This window comes from Roseomonas sp. SRI_022 (assembly GCF_057586215.1).
Window position 1 is genome coordinate 1 of sequence record NZ_JBYCZL010000006.1, and the last position, 20,668, is coordinate 20,668.

Consider the following 20,668-nt stretch of genomic DNA (forward strand, 5'->3'; position numbering starts at 1 on the left):
CGCTGCCGGGCAAGATCCATACTTTCTTTACGCATTTCCGCTACCTCCCAGGACCATGGATGTGTGTCCGTGCCGCAAGGCGCGGCCCCGCTCCGCCCTGGGGAGGACAGGCGGGTCAGCATGGACGGGATGGCGGATGCCGAGGCAGGCCGGACGCGGGGTGCGATCCCCCCGGATGGCGGCGCGAGCGTGATGGAAGGTCTGCTGAGTTTCGATGCCGACCTGCATGTCGGGCTGGTCAGCGGCCCCGCGGCCGCGCTGCTCGGCCTGTCTCGCGCGGGGCGGCAGGCCCGCGGCCTGCACGACCTGCTGGAGGCCAGCCCCCGTCTGGATCGCGATGCTTCGGCGGGACTGGTCGCCGCCTGCCTCGGCGCGACCCTGCCGGGTGGCGAGGATGTGCTGTCCTTGCGCATGCCCGGCGCGCCGGGGCTGCGCTTCGCCATCCGGCGCGCCTCGGGCGGATCCTGGGTCATGGCGATGGCCGCCGAAACGCTGTTGGCCTCCGGTGCCGCGGGCTTCGACCCGCTGACCGGCCTTGCCGACCGCGCCATGTTCGAAGCGCGGCTCGCCGCGTCGCTCGACCGTCCGCCGCGCCGGCGCGGCGGCAGCGCCGTGCTGCTGTGCGACATCGAGGGCATCCGCGCCGTAAACCAGATGTTCGGCCACGCGATCGGGGAGGACCTGCTGCGCGCGGCCGCGCGCCGCCTGCAGGCCGCGGTGCGCGATGCCGACCTCGTCGCCCGCCTGGCCGGCGAGGAATTCGCCGTGCTGCAAAGCGAGGTGGAGGAGCCGGAACGGGCCTCGGTGCTCGGGGGCCGTCTGGTTGAACTGCTCGGCCGCCCATACCTGATCGCCGGGGAGTCGATCGTCGTCACGCCTCGTGTGGGCATCGCCGTGGCGCCGGCCGATGGTGGCAACGCGGCGGAGTTGCTGCGTCGCGCTGCCATGGCGCGCAACGAGACGGGCGCCGAAGGCCTCGGCGGCTTCCGCCGCTTCAGCCCCGAGATGGATCGGCGCTGGCAGGAACAGCGCTTGCTGGAGGCGGCGCTGCGCCAAGCGGAGGAACAGGCCGCCTTCGAACTGCATTTCCAGCCGCAGGTCGCCTTGCCGGAGGGCCGGCTGACCGGCTTCGAGGCGCTGATCCGCTGGCGCCACCCCGAACGCGGGATCCTGGGCCCGGCAGTTTTCCTGCCGGTTGCCGAACGGCTTGGCCTGATGGGTCGGATCGGCACCTGGGTGCTGCATGAGGCCTGCCGAATCGCCACCACTTGGCCGGCGCCGCTGAGCGTGGCGGTGAACATCGCCCCCGCCCAGTTGGAGGAAGGATGCCTGCCCGATGAGGTCGCCGCCGCGCTGCGGGCGTCGGGCCTGCCCGCCACGCGGCTGGAGTTGGAGGTAACGGAGGGCGTCCTGCTCGCCAATGCGGATGCCGCGCTGCGCCAGTTGCTCGACCTGCGCGACGCCGGCGTGCGCATCGCCATGGACGATTTCGGCACCGGCCATTCGTCGCTGACCCAGTTGCGGGTCTTTCCCTTCGACCGGCTGAAGATCGACCGGTCCTTCGTGCAGGACCTGCCGGCCGGCGGCGATGCGGCGGCGATCGTGCGTGCCGTGGCCGGGCTTGGCCGCAGCCTCGGCATCGCCGTCACGGCCGAGGGGGTGGAGACCGAGGAACAGTTGCAGCGGCTTTGCGCCGAAGGTTGCGATGCCGCGCAGGGCTATCTGTTTGGCCGCCCCGTACCGGCCGCGATGCTGGGCGAGGTGATCGCCGGGCTGGCGCCGGGCCCCTTGGCGCGGGCCAACCCAGGCTGATGCTACCGCGGAACCGCCGCGATCTCCGCTTCCCGTCCGCGCAAGGCGTCGAGCACGCGCGGGTCGAACTGGGACGGTCCGATCCGCCCGTCGCCCTGCAAAAGGCCCGCGAGCGCCTGGTCGTGGTCCTGGGCGTCCTTGTAGGGGCGGTCCGAACGGAGCGCGTCATAGACATCCGCCACGGCCACCAGCCGCGCCGCCAGCGGAATCTCCTCCCCCCGCAGGCCGACCGGATAGCCGCTGCCGTCCCAGCGTTCGTGATGCATCAGCGCGATCACGGCGGCGAGTCGCATCCAGGGCGCGCGCGCATGCGCGAGGATGCTGGCGCCGAGCAGGGTGTGCCGTTCCATCTGCCGTCGCGCCTCGGGGTCCAGCACGTGGCGGTGGCCGAGCACGCCTTCCGGCAGGGACATCTTGCCGATGTCGTGCAGCGCCGCTGCGCGCTCGAGCAGCTCCCGCAGGTCCTGCGGCAGGCCCATCGCCTCGGCCAGGATGGCGGCGATGCGCCCGACCCGCTTCGGATGGTCCGGCCCTTCCGGGTCGGCCAGGGAGGCGCGCGCCACCAGGCCTTCGAGGGCGGCGTCATGGGCTTCGCAGAGGCAGGGCAGGCGCGCGGCGATTCCGCTGGCCGCCGCAGGATCCTGCGCGCAAGCCGAACAAACCAGAGCCCCCTCGGGCAAGGGTGAGATCAGTCGCTCCATTCTCGCCGCCATCGACGCCGATACGGCGCGGCGGGAGGGTAGTCCGCTGGATCGTCTCGGAACAAGGAAAAAATCGAAAAAAATTAACGAACTCTCACGGAACGGACGGCACCAGCACGACCGCCGCGGCCTGCGCGGCGATGCCCTCCCCACGGCCAGCGAAGCCGAGCCGCTCGGTCGTCGTCGCCTTCACCGACACCGAGCCGACCGGCACATCGAGCAGTTCCGCCAGTCGCTCCCGCATCGCCTCGGCATGCGGGGCAATCTTCGGGCGCTCGCAGATCAGCGTTACATCGGCATTGGCGAGCACGCCGCCGCGCGCCGCGATCCGCCCTGCCGCGTGGCGCAGGAAGCGCGCGCTGTCGGCATCCTTCCACTGCGCCTCGGATGGCGGGAACCAGCGGCCGATGTCGCCTTCCGCCAGGGCGCCATAGATCGCGTCGCACAGCGCATGGATGCCGACATCCGCATCCGAATGCCCCGACAGGCCGAGCGGGGAGGGGATCGTCACGCCGCACAGGACCAGCGGACGGCCGGCCTCCAGCCGGTGCACGTCGAAGCCGGTGCCCATGCGCGGTATCAGACGGGCGGCGAGATGGGCTTCCACGCGGGCAAGGTCCTTGGGCCAGGTGATCTTGATGTTCGCCTCGCCGCCGGGCACCAGCGCGACAGGCAGGCCGGCGGCCTCCAGCAGGGCGGCATCGTCGGTCGCGGCGCCATCGCCGGCGCGATGCGCGGCGAGCAGCACGTCGAAGCGGAAGGCCTGCGGCGTCTGGGCGCGGAACAGGCCGTCGCGCGCCACGGTTTCCACGATCCGCCCCTGCGCGCCGCGCTTCAGCGTGTCGGTAACCGGTTGGGCTGGGATGGCGCCGGGGGCCGTTCCCAGCGCCGCGACCAGCGCGGCGACCGTCCCGGCCGGGATCACCGGCCGCGCCGCGTCATGCACCAACACGTACTGCGGTGCATCGGCGGCAAGCGCTTCCAGCCCGGCGCGAACGCTGGCTGCGCGGGTCGCGCCACCCGGTACGGGGGGAAGGGCGCGCAGGCCGTCGAGCAGTGCGGCGACGCGGCTTTCTTCCCCCGGTGCGACGACCGGCAGGATTCGCCGCACCTGTCCGTCACGCAGCAGCGCCTCGGCCGCATGGCGCAGCACCGGCCGCCCGAGCAGGGGCAGGAACTGCTTCGGTTCATCCGCACCGAAGCGGGTGCCGGCACCGGCAGCCATCAGCAGGGCATCGATCGTCATGGGCGGCTCCGGCCCCGGAAGGGGCCGGCGCATAGACTATTTACGGCGGTTATCCAAGGCGAAGGCGCCGCCGCCGGCAAAGACGAGATAGAGGAAGAGGAAGCAGTAGAGGATCGCCGCATCGCCGCCGTTCAGCAGCGGGTAGATGCTGCGCGGCGCATGCGAGATCCAATAGGCCGAGGCCATCAGCCCTGACAGCACGAATGCAACGGGGCGGGTGAACAGCCCAACCACCAGCAGCGCGCCGCCCACCATCTCAAGCATGCCGGCGATGCCGTACATCGAGAACAGGGCGGGACCGGCGCCGCCGCCTGGACGTGCCGGGAAGTCCAGCAGCTTCTGCGTGCCGTGTTCGAGGAAGATCAGCGCCGCGACGATGCGCAGCAATCCAAGCGCATACGGCGCCCAGCGGTCGAGAGACGGCATACGAAGAATCCCGGCGTTGTGTTGCAATGCAGTATGCCGATCCATCCACTTCCGGCAATCGCGCAACGACGCTGCGCGGTTCCGGGGCAATATCCGCGCCGCGCTGTTGCCGAATGGGCGCCCAGCGCCTAATCTGCCCAAATCATGAGCAACCATTGCGCGAACAGCCTGGCACCGATCGACCTCGGTGGCGTCTCCATCGACACGCCGGTCATCCTCGCGCCGATGTCCGGGGTGACCGACCTGCCGTATCGCCGCCTGGCCCGTGCGCTCGGCGCGCCCATGGTGGTCAGTGAGATGATCGCCTCCCAGGCCATGGTGCGGACCAACAGCCAGACGCTGAAGATGGCCGAGGTCGATGGTTTCGGCGGCCCGGCCTCGGTGCAACTCGCCGGCTGCGATCCCGAGACGATGGCCGAGGCCGCGCGCCTTGTCGTCGATCGTGGTGCGGCGATCGTCGACATCAATTTCGGCTGCCCGGTGAAGAAGGTCGCGGTCGGGCAGTCGGCGGGCTCCGCCCTGATGCGCGACGAGATCGCCGCCGCGCGCATCCTGGAAGCCACGGTGCGCGCGGTGAATGTCCCGGTCACGCTGAAGATGCGCATGGGCTGGGACCACAACAGCCTGAACGCGCCGCGCCTTGCGCGCATCGCGCAGGAAGCGGGCATCCGCATGGTCACGGTCCATGGCCGCACCCGGCAGATGTTCTACACGGGCACGGCGGATTGGGACTTCATCCGCGGCGTCAAGGACGCCGTCTCGATCCCCGTCATCGCCAATGGCGACATCATCACCATCGAGGACGCGGAGGAGGCGCTGCGCCGGTCGGGCGCGGATGGCGTGATGATCGGGCGCGGCTGCTACGGCCGGCCCTGGTTCCCTGCCGTGGTCGCCGCGCGACTGCGCGGGGAGGCGGCGGCCGAGCCGGAACTCGCTGAGCAGAAGCGCATCCTGCTCGCGCATTACGAGGACATGCTGGACCATCACGGCCGCAATCCGGGCGTGCGCCTCGCGCGCAAGCATGTCGCCTGGTACTCGAAGGGCCTGCCGGGTTCGGCGGAGTTCCGCGTCCAGGTGAACCGCTGCGAGACGCCGGAAGCGGTCACCGACTTGGTGCACGCCTTCTACGACCCGCTGGTCGAGCGCGGGGTCGAGGCCGTGCGCGACGCCTTCCGCGAGGCGGGCGAGGAGCGGATCGCAGCATGAAGGCCGGCCTGTTGCGCCGCGCCGTGCGCCCGATCGGATGGAAGGGTCGCGCCTTGCCCGAGGCGGCCGCGATCCTCAGCGCCATGCCAATGCCCGTCGTCGTGCTCGATGCCGAGAACCGCTTCGTCAGCGCCAATGCGGCGGCCGAACAGTTCTTCCAGGCCTCCACGGCCTCGCTGGCGCAGATGCGCCTGTCGGACCTGCTGCCCGAGGATGGGCGCATCTTCGCGCTGATCGCGCAGGTGCGGCATTCCGATGCGCGCATCTCCGACCATGACCTGTCGTTGGAGAGCCCACGCCTCGCGCGGCGCGGTGTCACCGTCCACGCCGCGCCCCTGCCGGAACTGCCTGGCGCGGTGGTGCTGACGCTCGAGGATGGCTCGACTGCGCAGATGCTGGACCGGCAGTTGAACTTCCGCGGCGCGGCGCGGGGTGCCTCCGCCATGGCGGCGATGCTGGCGCATGAGGTGAAGAATCCGCTCTCAGGCATCCGCGGCGCGGCGCAGTTGCTGGAACAGAATGCGGGTGAGAGCGACCGGGAACTTTGCCTGCTGATCCAGGACGAGGCGGACCGCATCCGCGGCCTGGTGGACCGCTTCGACATGTTCTCCGACCGGCCGACGGAACTCGGCCCGGTGAACATCCATCGGGTGCTGGACCATGTGCGGCGCATCGCGGTGACCGGCTTCGCGTCCCATCTGCGGATCACCGAGGATTACGACCCCTCCCTGCCGGCGGTTTGGGGCAATCGGGACCTGCTTGTTCAGATTTTACTCAATCTGGTCAAAAACGCGGCAGAAGCGGTCGATCCGGGGCATGGTGAAATCATCCTTTCCACCGCGTACCAGCACGGCATGCGGATCGCCGTGCCCGGTTCAACCGACCGCGTTCACCTGCCATTGCAGGTGAGCGTCCGCGACAATGGCCCCGGAATCGCGGAAGAAGTGCGCGGCACGCTTTTTGAACCCTTCGTCTCCACGAAGCGGGGGGGACAAGGGCTCGGCCTCGCGCTCGCGGCGAAACTCGTGGCGGACCAGGGCGGGCTGATCGAATGCGACAGCCGGCCCGGTCGAACGGTGTTCCGTCTTTCCATGCCTGCGCCCCCGCCGGGAAGCCTCGGAACTGCTCAATGACCGATCCGCGAACCATCCTGATTGCCGATGACGATCGCGCGATCCGCACCGTGCTCAGCCAGGCGCTCGCGCGCTCGGGCTATCAGGTGCGGGCGACCTCCTCGGCCGCCACGCTCTGGCGTTGGGTGGAGGATGGGGAAGGGGACCTTGTCATCACCGACGTGGTGATGCCCGACGAGAACGGCCTCGACCTCGTGCCGCGCATCAAGCGCGTGCGGCCCGAACTGCGCGTCGTGGTGATGTCCGCGCAATCGACCTTCGCCACCGCGATGAAGGCGACGCAGCGCGGCGCCTTCGAATACCTGCCCAAGCCCTTCGACCTGAAGGAACTGCTGTCGGTGGTGGAGCGCGCGCTCGCCGCCCCAGCGGAACCCGCCGCCCATGACGATCACGACCAGGGCGAGAAGCTGCCGCTGGTCGGCCGTTCGGCCGCGATGCAGGAGATCTACCGCACCGTCGCGCGGCTCACGACCACTGACCTGACCGTGATGATCACCGGCGAGTCCGGCACCGGCAAGGAACTCGTCGCGCGCGCGCTGCACGACTACGGCAAGCGTCGTTCCGGGCCCTTCGTCGCGATCAACATGGCCGCGATCCCACGCGAACTGATCGAGGCCGAGTTGTTCGGCCATGAGCGCGGCGCCTTCACCGGCGCGCTCAACCGTGGCATCGGCCGCTTCGAGCAGGCGGCCGGCGGCACGCTGTTCCTCGACGAGATCGGCGACATGCCGCCCGAGGCGCAGACGCGGTTGCTGCGTGTGCTGCAGGAAGGCGAGTTCACCACTGTCGGCGGCCGCCAGCCGATCAAGGCGAATGTCCGGATCGTCGCCGCGACGCATCGCGACCTGCGTCAGCTGATCCGCCAGGGGCTGTTCCGCGAGGACCTGTTCTACCGGCTCAACGTCGTGCCGATCCGCCTGCCGCCGCTGCGCGAACGCATTGAGGATATCCCGCTGCTGGCGCGGCACTTCCTCGACCGTGCACGCGCTTCCGGGCTGCCGGGCAAGCAGCTGAGCCCGGAGGCGCTGGACGGCCTCAAGGCCCATGCCTGGCCGGGCAATGCGCGCGAGCTGGAAAACCTGATGCGCCGCCTTGCCGCGCTGTATGCGCAGGAGGTGATCGGCGGCGACGCGGTCGCGGCCGAACTGGCCGAGGCGGTGCAGCCCGCCGGCCCGGATGGCCAGTCCCAGCCGGCGACGCTGGAACAGGCGGTCGAGCGGCATCTCCAGACATTCATGGCCGCCCACAAGGATGGCATGCCGGTGCGCGACCTGTACGAGCGCGTGCTGGCGGAAGTGGAACGACCGCTGCTCCGACTCGCCCTTGGTGCTACAAGGGGCAACCAGATCAAGGCAGCGGCGATGCTCGGCCTCAATCGGAACACCCTGCGCAAGAAGATCCGCGAGCTCGAACTGCCCGTGGTGCGCGGCCTGTCCTGATCATGCGCGGGCGCGTATGACAGTGCCGACGCCGGCCCGCACCCCCGTCCGGCCAGCCATGCCGGATAGTGTCGCCGGACGACCGGGCGGGGGTGCGGTCCGGTGCGGGCATAGGAAGCGCTGACATGCTGGGCCTGTTCCGGCGCCGTGGCGGGGCGCGACCCGTCGCGCGCAGATCCGCCGCCGCCGGGGAACCGCAGCCAGAGGCCGCGCCGAAATCCTGGGCGGGGCGCGCGGCGCATCTGCTCCAGAGCGGCGGAGTCACCATCGGGCTGGCGATCGTCGCGCTCGTGCTGGGCCTCGCCACCTTCATGGTGCTGTCGGGCGGCACGCCGCTCGGGCCGACAGGGCCGGGCGAGGTGGTCGGCATCATCCTCGCGAACCTGTCCGTGCTGCTGCTGCTCGCCGCCTCGCTGGCGGCGCGGCTGGTGCGGATGTGGGTGGAACGGCGGCGCGGCTCGGCGGGGTCGCGGCTGCATGTGCGGCTCGTGCTGCTGTTCGGCGTGGTGGCGGTGGTGCCGGCGATCTTCGTCGCCGGCTTCTCGGCGGTGTTCTTCAACCTCGGCATCCAGTCCTGGTTCTCCGATCGGGTGCGCAACACGCTGGAAGCCTCGCTGGTCGCTTCCCGCGCCTACCTCGAGGAACACCGCAACACGATCCGCGCTGACATCCTCGCCATCGCCAACGACCTGAACCGGGCCGCACCGGTGCTGCTGCCCGACAACGGCATCGCCTTCGCCCGGCTGCTGGCGACGCATACCGCGATCCGCGGACTGACCGAATCCTTGGTGGTGGAACCGACGCTCGGTCAGGTGATCGCCTCGGCCGGGCTAACCACCGGGACGGTGGTGGACGTGCCGCCATCCTGGGCGATGGAATCGGCCCGGGCGGGGGAGGTCGTGGTGCTCCCCTCGGAAAGCGGGGAGGGCCGCGTCCGCGCGCTGGTGCAGTTGAACATCTCGCCGGGGCTGATGCTGATGATCAGCCGCCCGGTCGATCCCGGCGTGCTGGAGCACATGCGCACGACGGAACTGGCCTTCCAGGAATACGACCGGCTGGACCGCAACCAGGGCGACCTGCAGATCACCTTCGTGCTGATCTTCGGGATCGCGACGCTGCTCGTGCTGCTCGCTGCCGTGCTGCTGGGGCTGCTGATCGCCAACCGCATCGCGGGGCCGATCTCCCGCCTCATCACCGCGGCCGAGCGCGTGCGCGCCGGCGACCTGTCCACCCGCGTGCAGGAAGGTGACGCGGATGACGAGGTCGCCTCCCTGTCGCGCGCCTTCAATCGGATGACCAGCCAGCTCGGCGCCCAGCGCGGCGAACTGATGGAAGCCTATCGCCAGATCGACGAACGGCGCCGCTTTACCGAAACCGTGCTGTCGGGCGTGTCGGCCGGCGTGATCGGCCTTGATGCGGAAGGGCGGGTGAACCTGCCGAATCGGTCGGCCTCGGCGCTGCTCGGCGTCGATCTGGATGCGGCGATGGGGCTGCCGCTTGCCGGCGTCGCACCGGAATTCGCGCCGCTGATCGAGGCGGTGCGCAACCAGCCCGATCGCCCGCAGACGGCCGAGATCCGCTCCGGCCCACCGGCGGCGCGGCGCACCCTGATCGCCCGTCTCGGCGCCGAGACGCAGGCCGGACGTGTCGATGGCTATGTGCTGACCTTCGATGACGTGACGGAACTGGTCTCGGCCCAGCGCAAGGCGGCCTGGGCCGATGTCGCGCGGCGCATCGCCCATGAGATCAAGAACCCGCTCACTCCGATCCAGTTGAGCGCCGAACGGCTGAAGCGCCGCTACCTCAAGCAGATCAGCGACGATCCCGACACCTTCCGCCAATGCACCGACACCATCGTGCGCCAGGTCGGCGACATCGGGCGCATGGTCGACGAGTTCTCCGCCTTCGCGCGCATGCCGCAGCCGGTGATCAAGCCGGAGGACGCCAATCAGCTTCTGCGCGAGGCGCTGGTGCTGCAGCGCGATGCCCATCCCGAGATCGCCTACGAGACCGTGTATGCCGATCCTGCCCCGGTGATGCCCTGCGACCGGCGGCTGATCGGCCAGGCACTGACCAATCTGCTGCAGAACGCCGCCGACGCGGTGGCGATGCGGGCGGGGGAGGGGGCCGGCCATATCGGCGCGCGCGTCGAATCGACCCCGACGGAGGTTCGTTTCATCGTCGAGGATGACGGAGTCGGGCTGCCGAAGGAGGAGGACCGCGACCGGCTGACCGAGCCCTATGTCACGCATAAGGCAAAGGGAACCGGGCTTGGCCTTGCCATCGTGAAGAAGATCATGGAGGACCATGGCGGAAGGCTGGCCCTGGAGGATCGCGAAGACGGCCCCGGCGCGCGGGTTGCCCTGATACTTCCTCTCAGGGCCGCGGCGATGGGACCGGACTCGGGATCGGATTCGACCCGGGCCGCCGAGGGAGCGAAGGTTGCGCATGGCGCATGAGATCCTGATCGTCGACGACGAGCCGGACATCCGGACCCTCATCGAGGGCATCCTGTCGGATGAGGGCTACGAGACGCGCCAGGCGCATAATTCCGACACGGCGATCGCGGCCTTCCGGCAGCGGCGGCCCTCGCTCGTCGTCCTGGACATCTGGCTGCAGAATTCGCGCCTGGATGGCCTCGGCATCCTCGAGGCGCTGCATGTCGAGGAACCGCAGGTCCCGGTGGTGATGATCTCCGGGCACGGCACCATCGAGACGGCCGTGCAGGCGATCCAGCAGGGCGCCTACGACTTCATCGAGAAGCCCTTCAAGTCGGACCGGCTGCTGCTGATCGTCTCCCGCGCGCTGGAAGCGGCGCGGCTGAAGCGTGAGAACAGCGAGCTGAAGCTGCGGGCCGGCGCCGAGACGGAGCTGGTCGGCGGGTCGGCTCCGCTGGGTCAGCTTCGCGGGGCGATCGAGAAGGTCGCGCCCACCGGATCCCGCGTGCTGATCACTGGCCCGGCCGGTGCGGGCAAGGAGGTCGCGGCGCGGATGATCCATGCGCGGTCGCGCCGCGCTGAGGGCCCCTTCCTGGTGCTGAACTGCGCCACGCTGAACCCCGCCCGGTTCGAGGAGGAATTGTTCGGCGTCGAGGCCGGCAACGACCCTGCCGCCCAGCCGCGTCGCGCCGGCGTGCTGGAACGCGCCCATGGCGGCACGCTGCTGCTCGACGAGATCGCCGACATGCCGCTGGAAACCCAGGGCAAGATCGTGCGCGCGCTGCAGGAACAGGGCTTCGAGCGCATCGGCGGCGGCACGCGGGTGAAGGTGGATGTGCGCGTGCTGTCCACCACCAATCGCGACCTTGCCGCTGAGATCGCGGCCGGGCGCTTCCGCGAGGACCTGTTCTATCGCCTCGCCGTGGTGCCGCTGCGCGTGCCCGCGCTGCGGGAGAGGCGGGAGGACGTGCCGGTGCTCGCCCGGCACTTCATGTCGCGGTCCACCGAGACCACGGGCATGCCGCCGCGCGAATTGTCCGAGGACGCGCTCGCGGCCATGCAGGCCTATGACTGGCCGGGCAATGTGCGCGAGCTGCGCAACCTGATCGACTGGCTGCTCATCATGGCGCCCGGCGATGCGAAGGAAGCGATCCGGCCGGACATGCTGCCGCCGCAGGTCGGGGCCGCGGCGCCGGCCGTGCTGAAGCTCGACCGGTCATCCGAGATCATGACCCTGCCGCTGCGCGAGGCGCGCGAATTGTTCGAACGCCAATATCTCGAAGCCCAGCTGCTGCGCTTCGGCGGCAACATCAGCCGCACCGCGAATTTCGTCGGGATGGAACGCAGCGCGCTGCACCGGAAGCTGAAATTCCTCGGCGTCCAGGCCGAGGATCGCGCGAGCCCGCCTGGTTCCGTCGGCAACGCCTGAAAGTCCGCTCATGTCTCGTATCGCCTATGTCAACGGCCGCTACCTGCCGCAGCCCGACGCCAGCGTGAACATCGAGGATCGCGGCTACCAGTTCGGCGACGGTATCTACGAGGTCGTGCACCTGTATGGCGGCCGGACTGTCGATGAGGACCGCCATCTCGACAGGCTGGAACGCTCGCTGCGCGAGATCCGCCTGCCCATGCCGATGGCGCGCGACGCGCTGCGCCTGGTGCTGCGGGAAGTCGCGCGCCGCAACCGCGTGACCGAGGGGCTGGTCTACATGCAGGTCACCCGCGGCGTGTCCCGGCGCGACCATGCCTTCCCGAAGGTGCCGGTGCCCCCGGCGCTGGTCGTGACGGTGAAGCGCATCCCGCCCTATCCGGCTTCGGTGGACAACTGGGGTGGGGTGGCGATCACCCAGCCCGACCTGCGCTGGGCGCGCTGCGACATCAAGACGGTGAACCTGCTGCCCAATTGCCTCGCCCGCCAGGCGGCGCGCGAGCAGGGCGCGATCGAGGCCGTGCTGTTCGACCCGGACACCGGCATGGTGACGGAAGGGGCCGCGACGTCCTTCTGGATCGTCGATGAGCATGGCGTGATCCGCACCCCGCCGCTCGACCATTCCATCCTGCCCGGCTGCACCCGCGCCGCGCTGCTCGCCGAACTGGCCGAGGCCGGCATCACGGTCGAGCACCGCCCCTTCAGCCTCGAGGAGATGCGCCGCGCGCGGGAGGCCTTCCTGACCTCCGCCACCTCCTTCGTGAAGCCGATCCTGCGCATCGACGGCGCTCCGGTCGGGGATGGCGCGGTCGGCCCCGTCGCGCGTCGCCTGTTCGACATCTTCGCCCGCCATGTGCAGGGCGGCCTGAAGAACGCGGCGTGACCGCGGAGGAAGCGGCCAATGCCGCCACCGTCCGCGCCTTCTATGTGGAACTGTGGGAGGACGGCGACCTGTCGCGCCTGCCGGCCATGATGCATGACGACGTTGCCTTCCAGGGCACTTTCGGCCAGGTGATGCGCGGGCACGACGCCTTCGGCGCCTATGTCCGCAGCGTGCGGCTGGCGTTTTCCGCCTATCGCTGCGAAGTGCGCGACCTGCTGGCGCAGGATGATCGTGTCGCGGCGCGGATCGGCTTTTCGGGCCTGCACGATGCCGGGCCGTTCCTCGACGTCCCGCCGAGCGGGCGGGAACTCGCCTGGGAGGGTGTCGGATTCTTCAGGCTGGACGGCGCGCGCATCCGTCATCTCTGGGTGATGGGCGACATGCTGGGGCTGCTCGGGCAACTCAAGGGATGACGCGGCCCGACGCGGTCCTGTGGGACTGGGACAACACGCTGGTCGATGGCTGGGCGGCGATCGAGGCTGGCCTCGCCGCCACATTCCGCGCCTTCGGCATGCGGGTGTGGGACCGCACGGAGGTGCTGGCGAATGTCCGCGGGTCCCTGCGCGATACCTTCCCCGGCATGTTCGGCGCGGAGTGGGAACGTGCGCGGGACATCTTCTACGCCGAGGTGACGGCCCGCCATCTCGGCGTGCTCAACCCCATGCCCGGGGCCGCGGCGGCGATCGCGGCGGCGGGCCGGGTGGCGCCGCAGGGCGTGGTGTCGAACAAGCAAGGGCCGCTGCTGCGGGCGGAAGCCGTGCATCTCGGCTGGGCGCAGCACTTCGGCGCGCTGGTCGGCGCGGGCGATGCGGCGGCCGACAAGCCCGATCCGGCACCGATGCTGATGGCACTCGGCGCGATGGATGTCCGGCCGTCGCCATCCATCTGGTATGTCGGGGATACCGCGCTCGATATGCAGGCGGCGCGCCGGGCCGGTTTCCGCGCCGTGCTGTTGGGCGATGCCCGCCATGATGGCGGAATCGCCACGGCGGCACCCGATCTGCACTTCGCCGACGGCGATGCGCTCGCCGCCGCGCTGCTTGCCCTTGCCAAGGGCTGACAGGGCGGCGAAAACGTGCGGGCCGGCGGCCGGAAATGGTTTTCGCCGGACCGCTGACTGGTCGGTGACCAGCAAAAAGAAGGACCGGTCCCATGGCCGCTGAGAAGTCCCAGAACGTGCAGGACGTGTTCCTGAACCACGTTCGCAAATCCAAAACCCCCGTGACGATCTTCCTGGTGAACGGCGTGAAGCTGCAGGGGATCATCACCTGGTTCGACAATTTCTCGGTGCTGCTGCGCCGGGATGGTCACACCCAGCTGGTCTACAAGCATGCGATCAGCACGGTGATGCCTGGCGCCCCGATCATGCTGTTTGACGCGACGGCGCAGGCCGGCGCGCAGGCCGCTGGTGCGGCCGCCGCCCCGGCGTCGGAGACCCGCATGACCTTGACACGAAGTGAGGCTCCCCCTGACGGCGGCAACTGAGGAGACCGGCGGCCTGCCGACGCGGGCCGCCGTCATCCTGCCCTTCGAAAAGCCGAGCCGCGTCGCCATCGGCGATGCGGGCGGCCAGCGCGCGGCCGAGGCACGGCTGGCCGAGGCGGTCGGTCTGACTGCCTCGATCGGCGTCACCATCGTTCACTCCGCCGTGCATCCGCTGCGCGAGCGCCGACCCGCAACGCTGATGGGGGAAGGGCAGGTCGAGATCGTCGGCCGTGCGCTGAAGGAACAGGAAGCGGTCGTCGTCGTCGTGGACGCCTCGCTGACACCAGTACAGCAGCGCAACCTGGAGCGCGCCTGGGGTTGCAAGGTCATCGACCGCACCGGCCTGATCCTCGAGATCTTCGGCGAGCGCGCGCGGACCAAGGAAGGGTCGCTGCAGGTCGAACTGGCGCATCTGGAATACCAGCGCACGCGGCTGGTGCGGTCCTGGACTCACCTCGAACGCCAGCGTGGCGGCTTCGGCTTCCTTGGCGGCCCCGGCGAATCACAGATCGAAATCGACCGCCGCCTGATCGGCGATCGCATCGTCCGGCTGAAGAAGGAACTTGACCAGGTGCGCCGCACCCGCGGCCTGCACCGCAAGGCGCGCGAGCGTGTCCCATTCCCGGTTGTCGCCCTGGTCGGCTACACCAATGCGGGCAAGTCCACGCTGTTCAATGCGCTGACCGGCGCGGGCGTCTATGCGCAGGACCAGCTGTTCGCGACGCTCGACCCGACGATGCGTGCCATCCGGCTGCCTTCGGGTCGAACCTGCATCCTGTCGGACACGGTCGGCTTCATCTCCGACCTGCCGACGCAACTCGTCGAAGCTTTCCGCGCGACGCTCGAGGAAGTGGCCGCCGCGGACATCATCCTGCATGTGCGCGACATCGCGCATCCCGACAGTGCGGCGCAGCGCGCCGATGTGATCGGGGTGATGGAGGAGATGGCGGAAGGTGCCAATGCCACGCTCGAAGCCGGATGGCAGGACCGCATGATCGAGGTGCTGAACAAGGCCGATCTCCTTGGCGGCATCGAGACCGTATCGCGCCGCGCCCCCGGCGCCGTGCCGGTCTCCGCCCTGACCGGCGAGGGGTTGGAGGAATTGCGCCGCACCATCGATGCGCGGCTGTCCGCTGGCATGGAGACGATCGAAGTGACATTGCCTGGAAGCGACGGGGCGGGTCTCGCCTGGCTGCATCAGCATGGCGAGGTGCTGTCGCGCGACGACCGCGAGGATGGCGTGCACCTGACGGTGCGCCTGTCCCCCGCTGACCGCGCACGCTTCGAAGGGCGCGGGGCATGATCGGTGCTGCCCGTGCGGCCGAGGTCGCCGCCCTGCTTCGCGCAGCGGCCCGCGCCGAGATCCTGCCGCGCTTCCGCCGCCTGGCGCAGGGCGCGGTGCGCACGAAATCCGGTCCGCTCGACCTTGTCACCGATGCCGACGAAGCCGCCGAGCGCGTCATCGACGCCGGCCTGCGGCGCCTGTTCCCCGGCTGCGCCGTGGTCGGTGAAGAAGCGGCGGCAGCCGATCCTTCGGTGATGGATCGCCTTGCCGATGCGGATCTCGCCTTCGTGGTCGATCCGGTGGACGGCACGGCGAATTTCGCCGCCGGCCTGCCGCTGTTCGCGACCATGGCCGCGGCGGTGGTGAAGGGGGAGGTGATCGGCGCCTGGATCCATGATCCGCTCGGCGACGACACCGCCATCGCTCTACGCGGGGAGGGTGCCTGGATCGCCGATCCAGAAGGCCGCCACATGGCCGATCTGCGCGTCGCGGCGCCGGCGCCGGTCGAACAGATGGTGGGGGCGATCTCCTGGACCTATCTGCCGCAGGCGCTGCGCGGGCAGGTGACGTCGCGCTTCCCGCGCTTCGCCGGCGTGGTCGGGTATCGCTGCGCCGCGCATGAATACCGCTGGGCGGCGGGCGGGCATGGGCATGCGCTGTTCTACAATCGCCTGATGCCCTGGGATCACCTGCCTGGCTGGCTGCTGCACCGGGAAGCCGGTGGGCATTCCGCCCGCTTCGACGGCAGCCCCTACCTGCCCACCCATCGCGATGGCGGGCTGATCTGCGCCCCCGACCATGCATCCTGGGAAGCCGTCCGGCACGCCCTGCTCGATCCGTGAGCGAGGATGACGAGGATGGGGAGGACGGCCCAGCCGGCCTGCCCCCCGGCACGCCCTTCTACATGACTCCCGCGGGCGCGGCGGCGCTGCGCGAGGAACTGCGCGCCCTGTGGGAGGACGAACGGCCCAAGGTGGTCGAGATCGTCTCCTGGGCTGCCTCCTTGGGCGATCGGTCGGAGAATGCCGACTACCAGTACGGCAAGCGGCGGCTGCGCCAGATCGACGGCCGCGTGCGCTTCCTGCGCAAGCGGCTCGACCGCGTGCAGGTGGTCGATCCAGCGGCGCAGGCGAAGCGCGACCAGGTCTTCTTCGGCGCGACCGTCACCTATGCGCGGATGTCCGACGATGCCGAGATGACCATCCGCATCGTCGGCGTCGATGAGGCAGATGCCGAGCGCGGCGATGTGTCCTGGGTGGCGCCGGTCGCCCGGGCCCTGCTGGGCGCCCGGGTGGGCGATCTGCGGCGGGTGAGGACGCCGGCCGGGGCGGAGGAAGTCGAGGTGGTCGCGATCGCCTACGCGGCGCCCTGACCGGCGCGCCGCCGGGCGATCAGGGCCGCGGGGACGAGAGCGCCACGGCTCGCGCCACCAGTTCCTCCGTCTGCGCGGTCAGCACCTGCGTCAGGACGTCGCGCTCACGACGCATCATCGCCGGATCGGGCTGCTCGCCCTGAATGGCGATGCCCGCCACCACCGGCAGCGCCCCGCCGCCGCGCAGCGCGTTCCACGCCTGCATGGCCCGGTCCCGCAGGCCTTCCCCGGCCGGGCGCCCGTCCAGCCAGGTCGCGACGGCCCGGGCGCCGGTCCCGTCATTGGATTGCCGCACGTTCCACACAGCCGCCCCACCGGGCGGGACCACGCGATAGGTGAGGTCCACGTCGCTGCCGCCAGCCAGGCGGTGGCGCTGGGCGACCACAGCCGACCACTTCGCGCGCGCGGGGAAGACGATGACCCGCGCGGTGACGACCATGGTCCCGCAGCGAAGGCGCGCACCGTCGGCCTCCGCCAGGCATCCCTCCGGCGGATCGAGCGCCACGGCCAGCACCGCCGGCGGCTCCGCGCCAGCTTCGTCCAGCACCCGCGCCGCACCCGGCCCCGCCGCGGCGCCGAGAATGGCCAGTGCCGCCACCGCGGCGAAGGCGAGGGGGCCGCGCGCCGCCGGCAGAGGGAAGGCTGGCATGGGCGGTGTCGCCGGTGCCGCGCCATCCTGCCGGAAGGGTAGCCCCGCCAGGATCAGCAGCAGCAGCACGATCGAGAAGAACACCCAGCCATACAGCACATGGTCCGCATCGACCGCCGCCGCGCTGCCGCTGAAATGGCCGAGCATGACAAGGCCGAAGCCACGCAGCCCGTTGGCGACGATCGGCACCAGGACGGACAGCGCCATCACCACCAGCCGCCGCCCGGGGCTGCGGAACATCACCAGGGCATAGAGCGCGCCGAAGGCGAGCGTGGCGATCAGGAAGCGGAGCCCGGCGCAAGCTTCAGCGACCAGGAAGGTGCCGGCCGGGATCTCGATGGTGATGTCGTCCACATAATGCGGGATGCCGGTGAAGCCGAGCAGGAACTCGATCATCCGCGCCGTCACCCGCTGCAATGCCGGCACCGCGAAGGCGCCGAAGGGCACCAGGAAGACCAGATAGCCGAGCGGTGCCGCCATGGCGCGGCCGAAGCGCAGCCCCAGGATGACGACGATCATCGCGACGGCGATGGCCAGGGCGGCAAGTTGGCGCCCTTCCATGATGCCGAGCCGTTCCGCCACCAGCCAGCCAAGGGCGAGTGGCACCAGCAGCAGTGCCAGCCCCGGTGCCGGCCGAGGCACCAGCCCGACCAGCCGGCCCCGCCTTTGCCAGCCGAGCCACAGGGCGATCGGCAGGATCAGCCAGCAGTGGTTGTAGGCGGTCGAACTCTCCCATACCGCGACGGCGGCGCCGATCTCCCGCGCGAACAGCGCGCCCCAGGCCGCGAGCGCCACGCCCAGCGCGGCCAGCGGCACCCTCCAGCCGCCGCCCGGCCCCAGCGTCGCTTGCGGCGCGGGACCGGCGGAGGGGCGGTCGATCATGTTCATGCCGCCACCTCCTGCGTCCGGCGCGCGGGATCGGCCTCCAGCGCAGCATCGAGGGCGCGCAGCGTCGCCGACCAGTCATGCCCGGCCTCGACCGCCCGCCGCGCGCGCTCGCCAAGACCCGGGTGTTGTCCGGTCAACACCGCAGCGACGTTGTCGGCCCAGTCCTCCGGGCTGTCGGCGACCAGGAGGTCGCGCCCGGCGAGCGCGTGCACGCCCTCGAAGGCCTGGGGGGAACAGATGACGGGTCGCGCCATCGCCATGGCCTCGAGCACCTTGTTCTGGATCCCGCGCGCGATGCGCAGGGGGGCGACGCAGGCCGCGGCCGCCGCGATGTAGGGGCGCGTATCGGGCACCTCGCCGGTGACCTGGACGCCGGGCAGCCCGGCAAGGGCCTGGACCTCCGGCGATGGCTTGGCGCCGACAATCACGAAGGCTGCCGATGGGAAGCGGGCACGGACCAGCGGCAGGACAGCCTCGGCGAACCAGATCGCCGCCTCGGCATTCGGCCGGTAGTCCATTCGCCCAGTGAAGACGAGCGATCCGGCGCCGAGCACGCGTGCGAAGGGCTGGGCAGCGTCGAAGCGCGCGAGATCCACGCCGTTGTCCACCCAGCCGACGCGCCCGGCGACTTCCGGGGCCAGTTCGGCGAAGCGTGCCGCCTCCTCGCGCGAGACCAGCAGCGTGCGGTCGAAGGCCGCGGCGGCGCGGCGTTCGAAGGCGAGCAGCGTGCGCGCCTCCCGTGCCCAGACCTGGCGCATCGGCAACCGCGCATCGGCGGCATAGGCGCGCCACTTCTCGGAATCGACATCGACCATGTCGAGGACGCGCCGCGTCGTCGCGGGCGCCGGCCCCATCGCATAGGGCGCCATGGCCGAGGAGAATGCGACGACCGCATCGTAGCGGCCGGCGGCGAGGCCCGCCCGCGCCCAGGCGGCCAGCCGCGCGTCGCGGAACCAGCCGAGGCTGAGCGGCTGGCCCGGCCGCAGCCCGGCCAGCGTCCGTGCGACGCGCCCCGTCAGCAGGGCGTGTTCCACCACCGCGCAGCGCTGCCGCAGCCAGTCGAGATGCACGAGGTCCGCCGGGTCATCGACCAGGCAGCCGAGATCCACGTCCCACCGCGCGGCCAGGTGGTCGAGCATGTGCCACGCACGGATCTTGTCGCCCTTGTCCGGCGGATAGGGGATGCGGTGCGCGAGGAAGAGCAGGCGCCGGCCGGCCATGGCCGCGCCTATCCGAGCCCGCGCACGAGGCGCGGCCCGATCACGTTCGCGACCGCCAGCGGCAGCCGCTTCCAGGCCGCGATGAGCAGTCGGTACTTCGGGTTGTTCGGATTGTTGTCCGGCACCTGGGCGCCGGGGCCGAGGCGATAGCAGTAGTGCAACTCCTGCGGCGCGAAGCCCCAGTTCTTCTTGAAGGCGAAGGCCCCGGTGCCGAGCTTGCTGCGCCCGAAATCGAAGACCATCGCGCCGCGCTCCTGCCCGGCGCGGCGCATCACCTCCCAGTACATCAGGTCGTTGGCGGCAAGGCCGCGCGCGTCCCGGGTGCCGCCGCCGTAATAGGGCAGCACCTCGTCCCGGAAATGGAAGTTCAGCACCGCGGAGACGGGTCGGCCGTCATGCAGCACGGTCGTCACGTCATGCGCGTCGGGGAAGGCCTCGGCGAGCAGGCGGAAGTAGCGGCGCGGGAAGACGGGGGAGCCAAGGTTGCGCACGCTCTCGGCATAGATGCGGTGCAGGCGGTCCACGTCGCCGTCGGTCACCGCGGTCAGGCCGCGGGCGATCGCCTTGCGCACCTCGGCGCGTTGCTTGCGTGGGATGTTGCGCGCGAGGTCCCGGTCATCGTCGCCCGTGATGGCGATCGGCTTGCGGAAGGTGAAGTACAGCGGCGGGCGCGTCTGCCAGCCGCTGTCGGGCGCCTCCCGCCGACGGAACTCCAGGCAGGAGACGCCGAGCCGCTGGCGCAACGCCTCGGCATGCGCGGCGAGCGCCTCCGCTGCCTCGGCCGTGGCCGCGACTGCACCGCCATAGACGCAGAAGGGCGTCGAGGCGAGCAGGTCGCCGAACAGCCGCGTGCGCATCCGCGCGAGCGGCAATACGCCGACCACGGCACCGTCCTGCTCGGCATAGGCGTAGTGGGTGCTGTGGCCGAAGGACTCGCGGATTACCCGCGCCCAGGGGCTGAGATGGAAGAAGGTCGCCTCTGGATTCGCACGCACGAAGGCGTCCCAGGCAGGGGCGGCATTGTCGTCGAGTTCCCGGATGCGGACTGCCATGACC

19 protein-coding genes are annotated in these 20,668 nt (G+C 70.5%); 13 read left to right on the forward strand and 6 right to left on the reverse strand.

Annotated features, from left to right (window positions below; genetic code table 11):
- Window positions 1-120: 120 nt before the first annotated feature.
- Window positions 121-1,812, forward strand: coding sequence for a putative bifunctional diguanylate cyclase/phosphodiesterase (locus AC2YHJ_RS07295; protein ID WP_487395007.1), 1,692 nt, complete (start codon window positions 121-123; stop codon window positions 1,810-1,812).
- 2 nt (window positions 1,813-1,814) lie between these two features.
- Here AC2YHJ_RS07295 and AC2YHJ_RS07300 read toward each other — a convergent pair whose 3' ends face one another.
- The 3 genes from AC2YHJ_RS07300 to AC2YHJ_RS07310 form a co-directional block, all read right to left on the reverse strand.
- Window positions 1,815-2,513: an HD-GYP domain-containing protein gene (locus AC2YHJ_RS07300; protein ID WP_487395009.1), complete on the reverse strand. Its 699-nt coding sequence runs from the start codon at window positions 2,511-2,513 to the stop codon at window positions 1,815-1,817.
- A gap of 94 nt (window positions 2,514-2,607) precedes the next feature.
- Window positions 2,608-3,759: a bifunctional 2-C-methyl-D-erythritol 4-phosphate cytidylyltransferase/2-C-methyl-D-erythritol 2,4-cyclodiphosphate synthase gene (locus AC2YHJ_RS07305; RefSeq protein WP_487395011.1), complete on the reverse strand. Its 1,152-nt coding sequence runs from the start codon at window positions 3,757-3,759 to the stop codon at window positions 2,608-2,610.
- Between the two features lie 36 nt (window positions 3,760-3,795).
- Window positions 3,796-4,185 (reverse strand): DoxX family protein, encoded by a 390-nt coding sequence (locus AC2YHJ_RS07310; protein ID WP_487395013.1) that lies wholly within the window; start codon window positions 4,183-4,185, stop codon window positions 3,796-3,798.
- Window positions 4,186-4,329: 144 nt separating this feature from the next.
- On the opposite strand from AC2YHJ_RS07310, the gene dusB reads away from it, so the two are divergent.
- The 12 genes from dusB (at window position 4,330) to greB (ending at window position 16,855) form a co-directional block, all read left to right on the forward strand.
- Complete coding sequence (gene dusB / locus AC2YHJ_RS07315) at window positions 4,330-5,391, forward strand: tRNA dihydrouridine synthase DusB (protein ID WP_487395015.1); 1,062 nt, start codon at window positions 4,330-4,332, stop codon at window positions 5,389-5,391.
- Window positions 5,388-6,524: a two-component system sensor histidine kinase NtrB gene (locus tag AC2YHJ_RS07320; RefSeq protein ID WP_487395017.1), complete on the forward strand. Its 1,137-nt coding sequence runs from the start codon at window positions 5,388-5,390 to the stop codon at window positions 6,522-6,524. The genes dusB and AC2YHJ_RS07320 overlap by 4 nt, the downstream gene beginning before the upstream one ends.
- Window positions 6,521-7,963 (forward strand): nitrogen regulation protein NR(I), encoded by a 1,443-nt coding sequence (ntrC, locus tag AC2YHJ_RS07325; protein ID WP_487395019.1) that lies wholly within the window; start codon window positions 6,521-6,523, stop codon window positions 7,961-7,963. Before AC2YHJ_RS07320 ends, ntrC begins: the two co-directional genes overlap by 4 nt.
- 125 nt (window positions 7,964-8,088) lie before the next feature.
- Complete coding sequence (locus tag AC2YHJ_RS07330) at window positions 8,089-10,422, forward strand: sensor histidine kinase NtrY-like (protein ID WP_487395021.1); 2,334 nt, start codon at window positions 8,089-8,091, stop codon at window positions 10,420-10,422.
- Window positions 10,412-11,830, forward strand: a complete 1,419-nt coding sequence (gene ntrX / locus AC2YHJ_RS07335) for a nitrogen assimilation response regulator NtrX (protein ID WP_487395023.1) — start codon at window positions 10,412-10,414, stop codon at window positions 11,828-11,830. Before AC2YHJ_RS07330 ends, ntrX begins: the two co-directional genes overlap by 11 nt.
- Before the next feature lie 10 nt (window positions 11,831-11,840).
- The gene (locus AC2YHJ_RS07340) at window positions 11,841-12,713 is read left to right on the forward strand and encodes a D-amino-acid transaminase (RefSeq protein ID WP_487395026.1); all 873 of its coding nucleotides are present in this window, start codon (window positions 11,841-11,843) and stop codon (window positions 12,711-12,713) included.
- Window positions 12,710-13,126, forward strand: coding sequence for an ester cyclase (locus tag AC2YHJ_RS07345; RefSeq protein ID WP_487395028.1), 417 nt, complete (start codon window positions 12,710-12,712; stop codon window positions 13,124-13,126). Before AC2YHJ_RS07340 ends, AC2YHJ_RS07345 begins: the two co-directional genes overlap by 4 nt.
- Window positions 13,123-13,773 carry an HAD family hydrolase gene (locus AC2YHJ_RS07350; protein ID WP_487395030.1) on the forward strand — a complete coding sequence of 217 codons (651 nt, stop codon included), beginning with the start codon at window positions 13,123-13,125 and terminating at the stop codon, window positions 13,771-13,773. The genes AC2YHJ_RS07345 and AC2YHJ_RS07350 overlap by 4 nt, the downstream gene beginning before the upstream one ends.
- Window positions 13,774-13,865: 92 nt before the next feature.
- Window positions 13,866-14,198 (forward strand): RNA chaperone Hfq, encoded by a 333-nt coding sequence (hfq, locus tag AC2YHJ_RS07355; protein WP_487395032.1) that lies wholly within the window; start codon window positions 13,866-13,868, stop codon window positions 14,196-14,198.
- Window positions 14,182-15,501 carry a GTPase HflX gene (gene hflX, locus AC2YHJ_RS07360; protein WP_487395278.1) on the forward strand — a complete coding sequence of 440 codons (1,320 nt, stop codon included), beginning with the start codon at window positions 14,182-14,184 and terminating at the stop codon, window positions 15,499-15,501. The genes hfq and hflX overlap by 17 nt, the downstream gene beginning before the upstream one ends.
- Window positions 15,498-16,325 carry an inositol monophosphatase family protein gene (locus AC2YHJ_RS07365; protein ID WP_487395034.1) on the forward strand — a complete coding sequence of 276 codons (828 nt, stop codon included), beginning with the start codon at window positions 15,498-15,500 and terminating at the stop codon, window positions 16,323-16,325. Before hflX ends, AC2YHJ_RS07365 begins: the two co-directional genes overlap by 4 nt.
- 62 nt (window positions 16,326-16,387) lie before the next feature.
- A complete protein-coding gene (gene greB / locus AC2YHJ_RS07370) occupies window positions 16,388-16,855 on the forward strand; it encodes a transcription elongation factor GreB (RefSeq protein ID WP_487395279.1) in 468 nt (155 codons plus the stop codon).
- Between the two features lie 19 nt (window positions 16,856-16,874).
- Here greB and xrtA read toward each other — a convergent pair whose 3' ends face one another.
- Genes xrtA through AC2YHJ_RS07385 form a run of 3 tightly spaced genes read right to left on the reverse strand, consistent with a single transcriptional unit; the run spans window position 16,875 to window position 20,664 of the window.
- The gene (xrtA, locus tag AC2YHJ_RS07375) at window positions 16,875-18,392 is read right to left on the reverse strand and encodes an exosortase A (RefSeq protein WP_487395037.1); all 1,518 of its coding nucleotides are present in this window, start codon (window positions 18,390-18,392) and stop codon (window positions 16,875-16,877) included.
- Window positions 18,389-19,612, reverse strand: a complete 1,224-nt coding sequence (locus AC2YHJ_RS07380) for a TIGR03087 family PEP-CTERM/XrtA system glycosyltransferase (protein WP_487395038.1) — start codon at window positions 19,610-19,612, stop codon at window positions 18,389-18,391. Before AC2YHJ_RS07380 ends, xrtA begins: the two co-directional genes overlap by 4 nt.
- 8 nt (window positions 19,613-19,620) lie before the next feature.
- Window positions 19,621-20,664: a FemAB family XrtA/PEP-CTERM system-associated protein gene (locus AC2YHJ_RS07385; protein ID WP_487395040.1), complete on the reverse strand. Its 1,044-nt coding sequence runs from the start codon at window positions 20,662-20,664 to the stop codon at window positions 19,621-19,623.
- Window positions 20,665-20,668 lie beyond the last annotated feature (4 nt).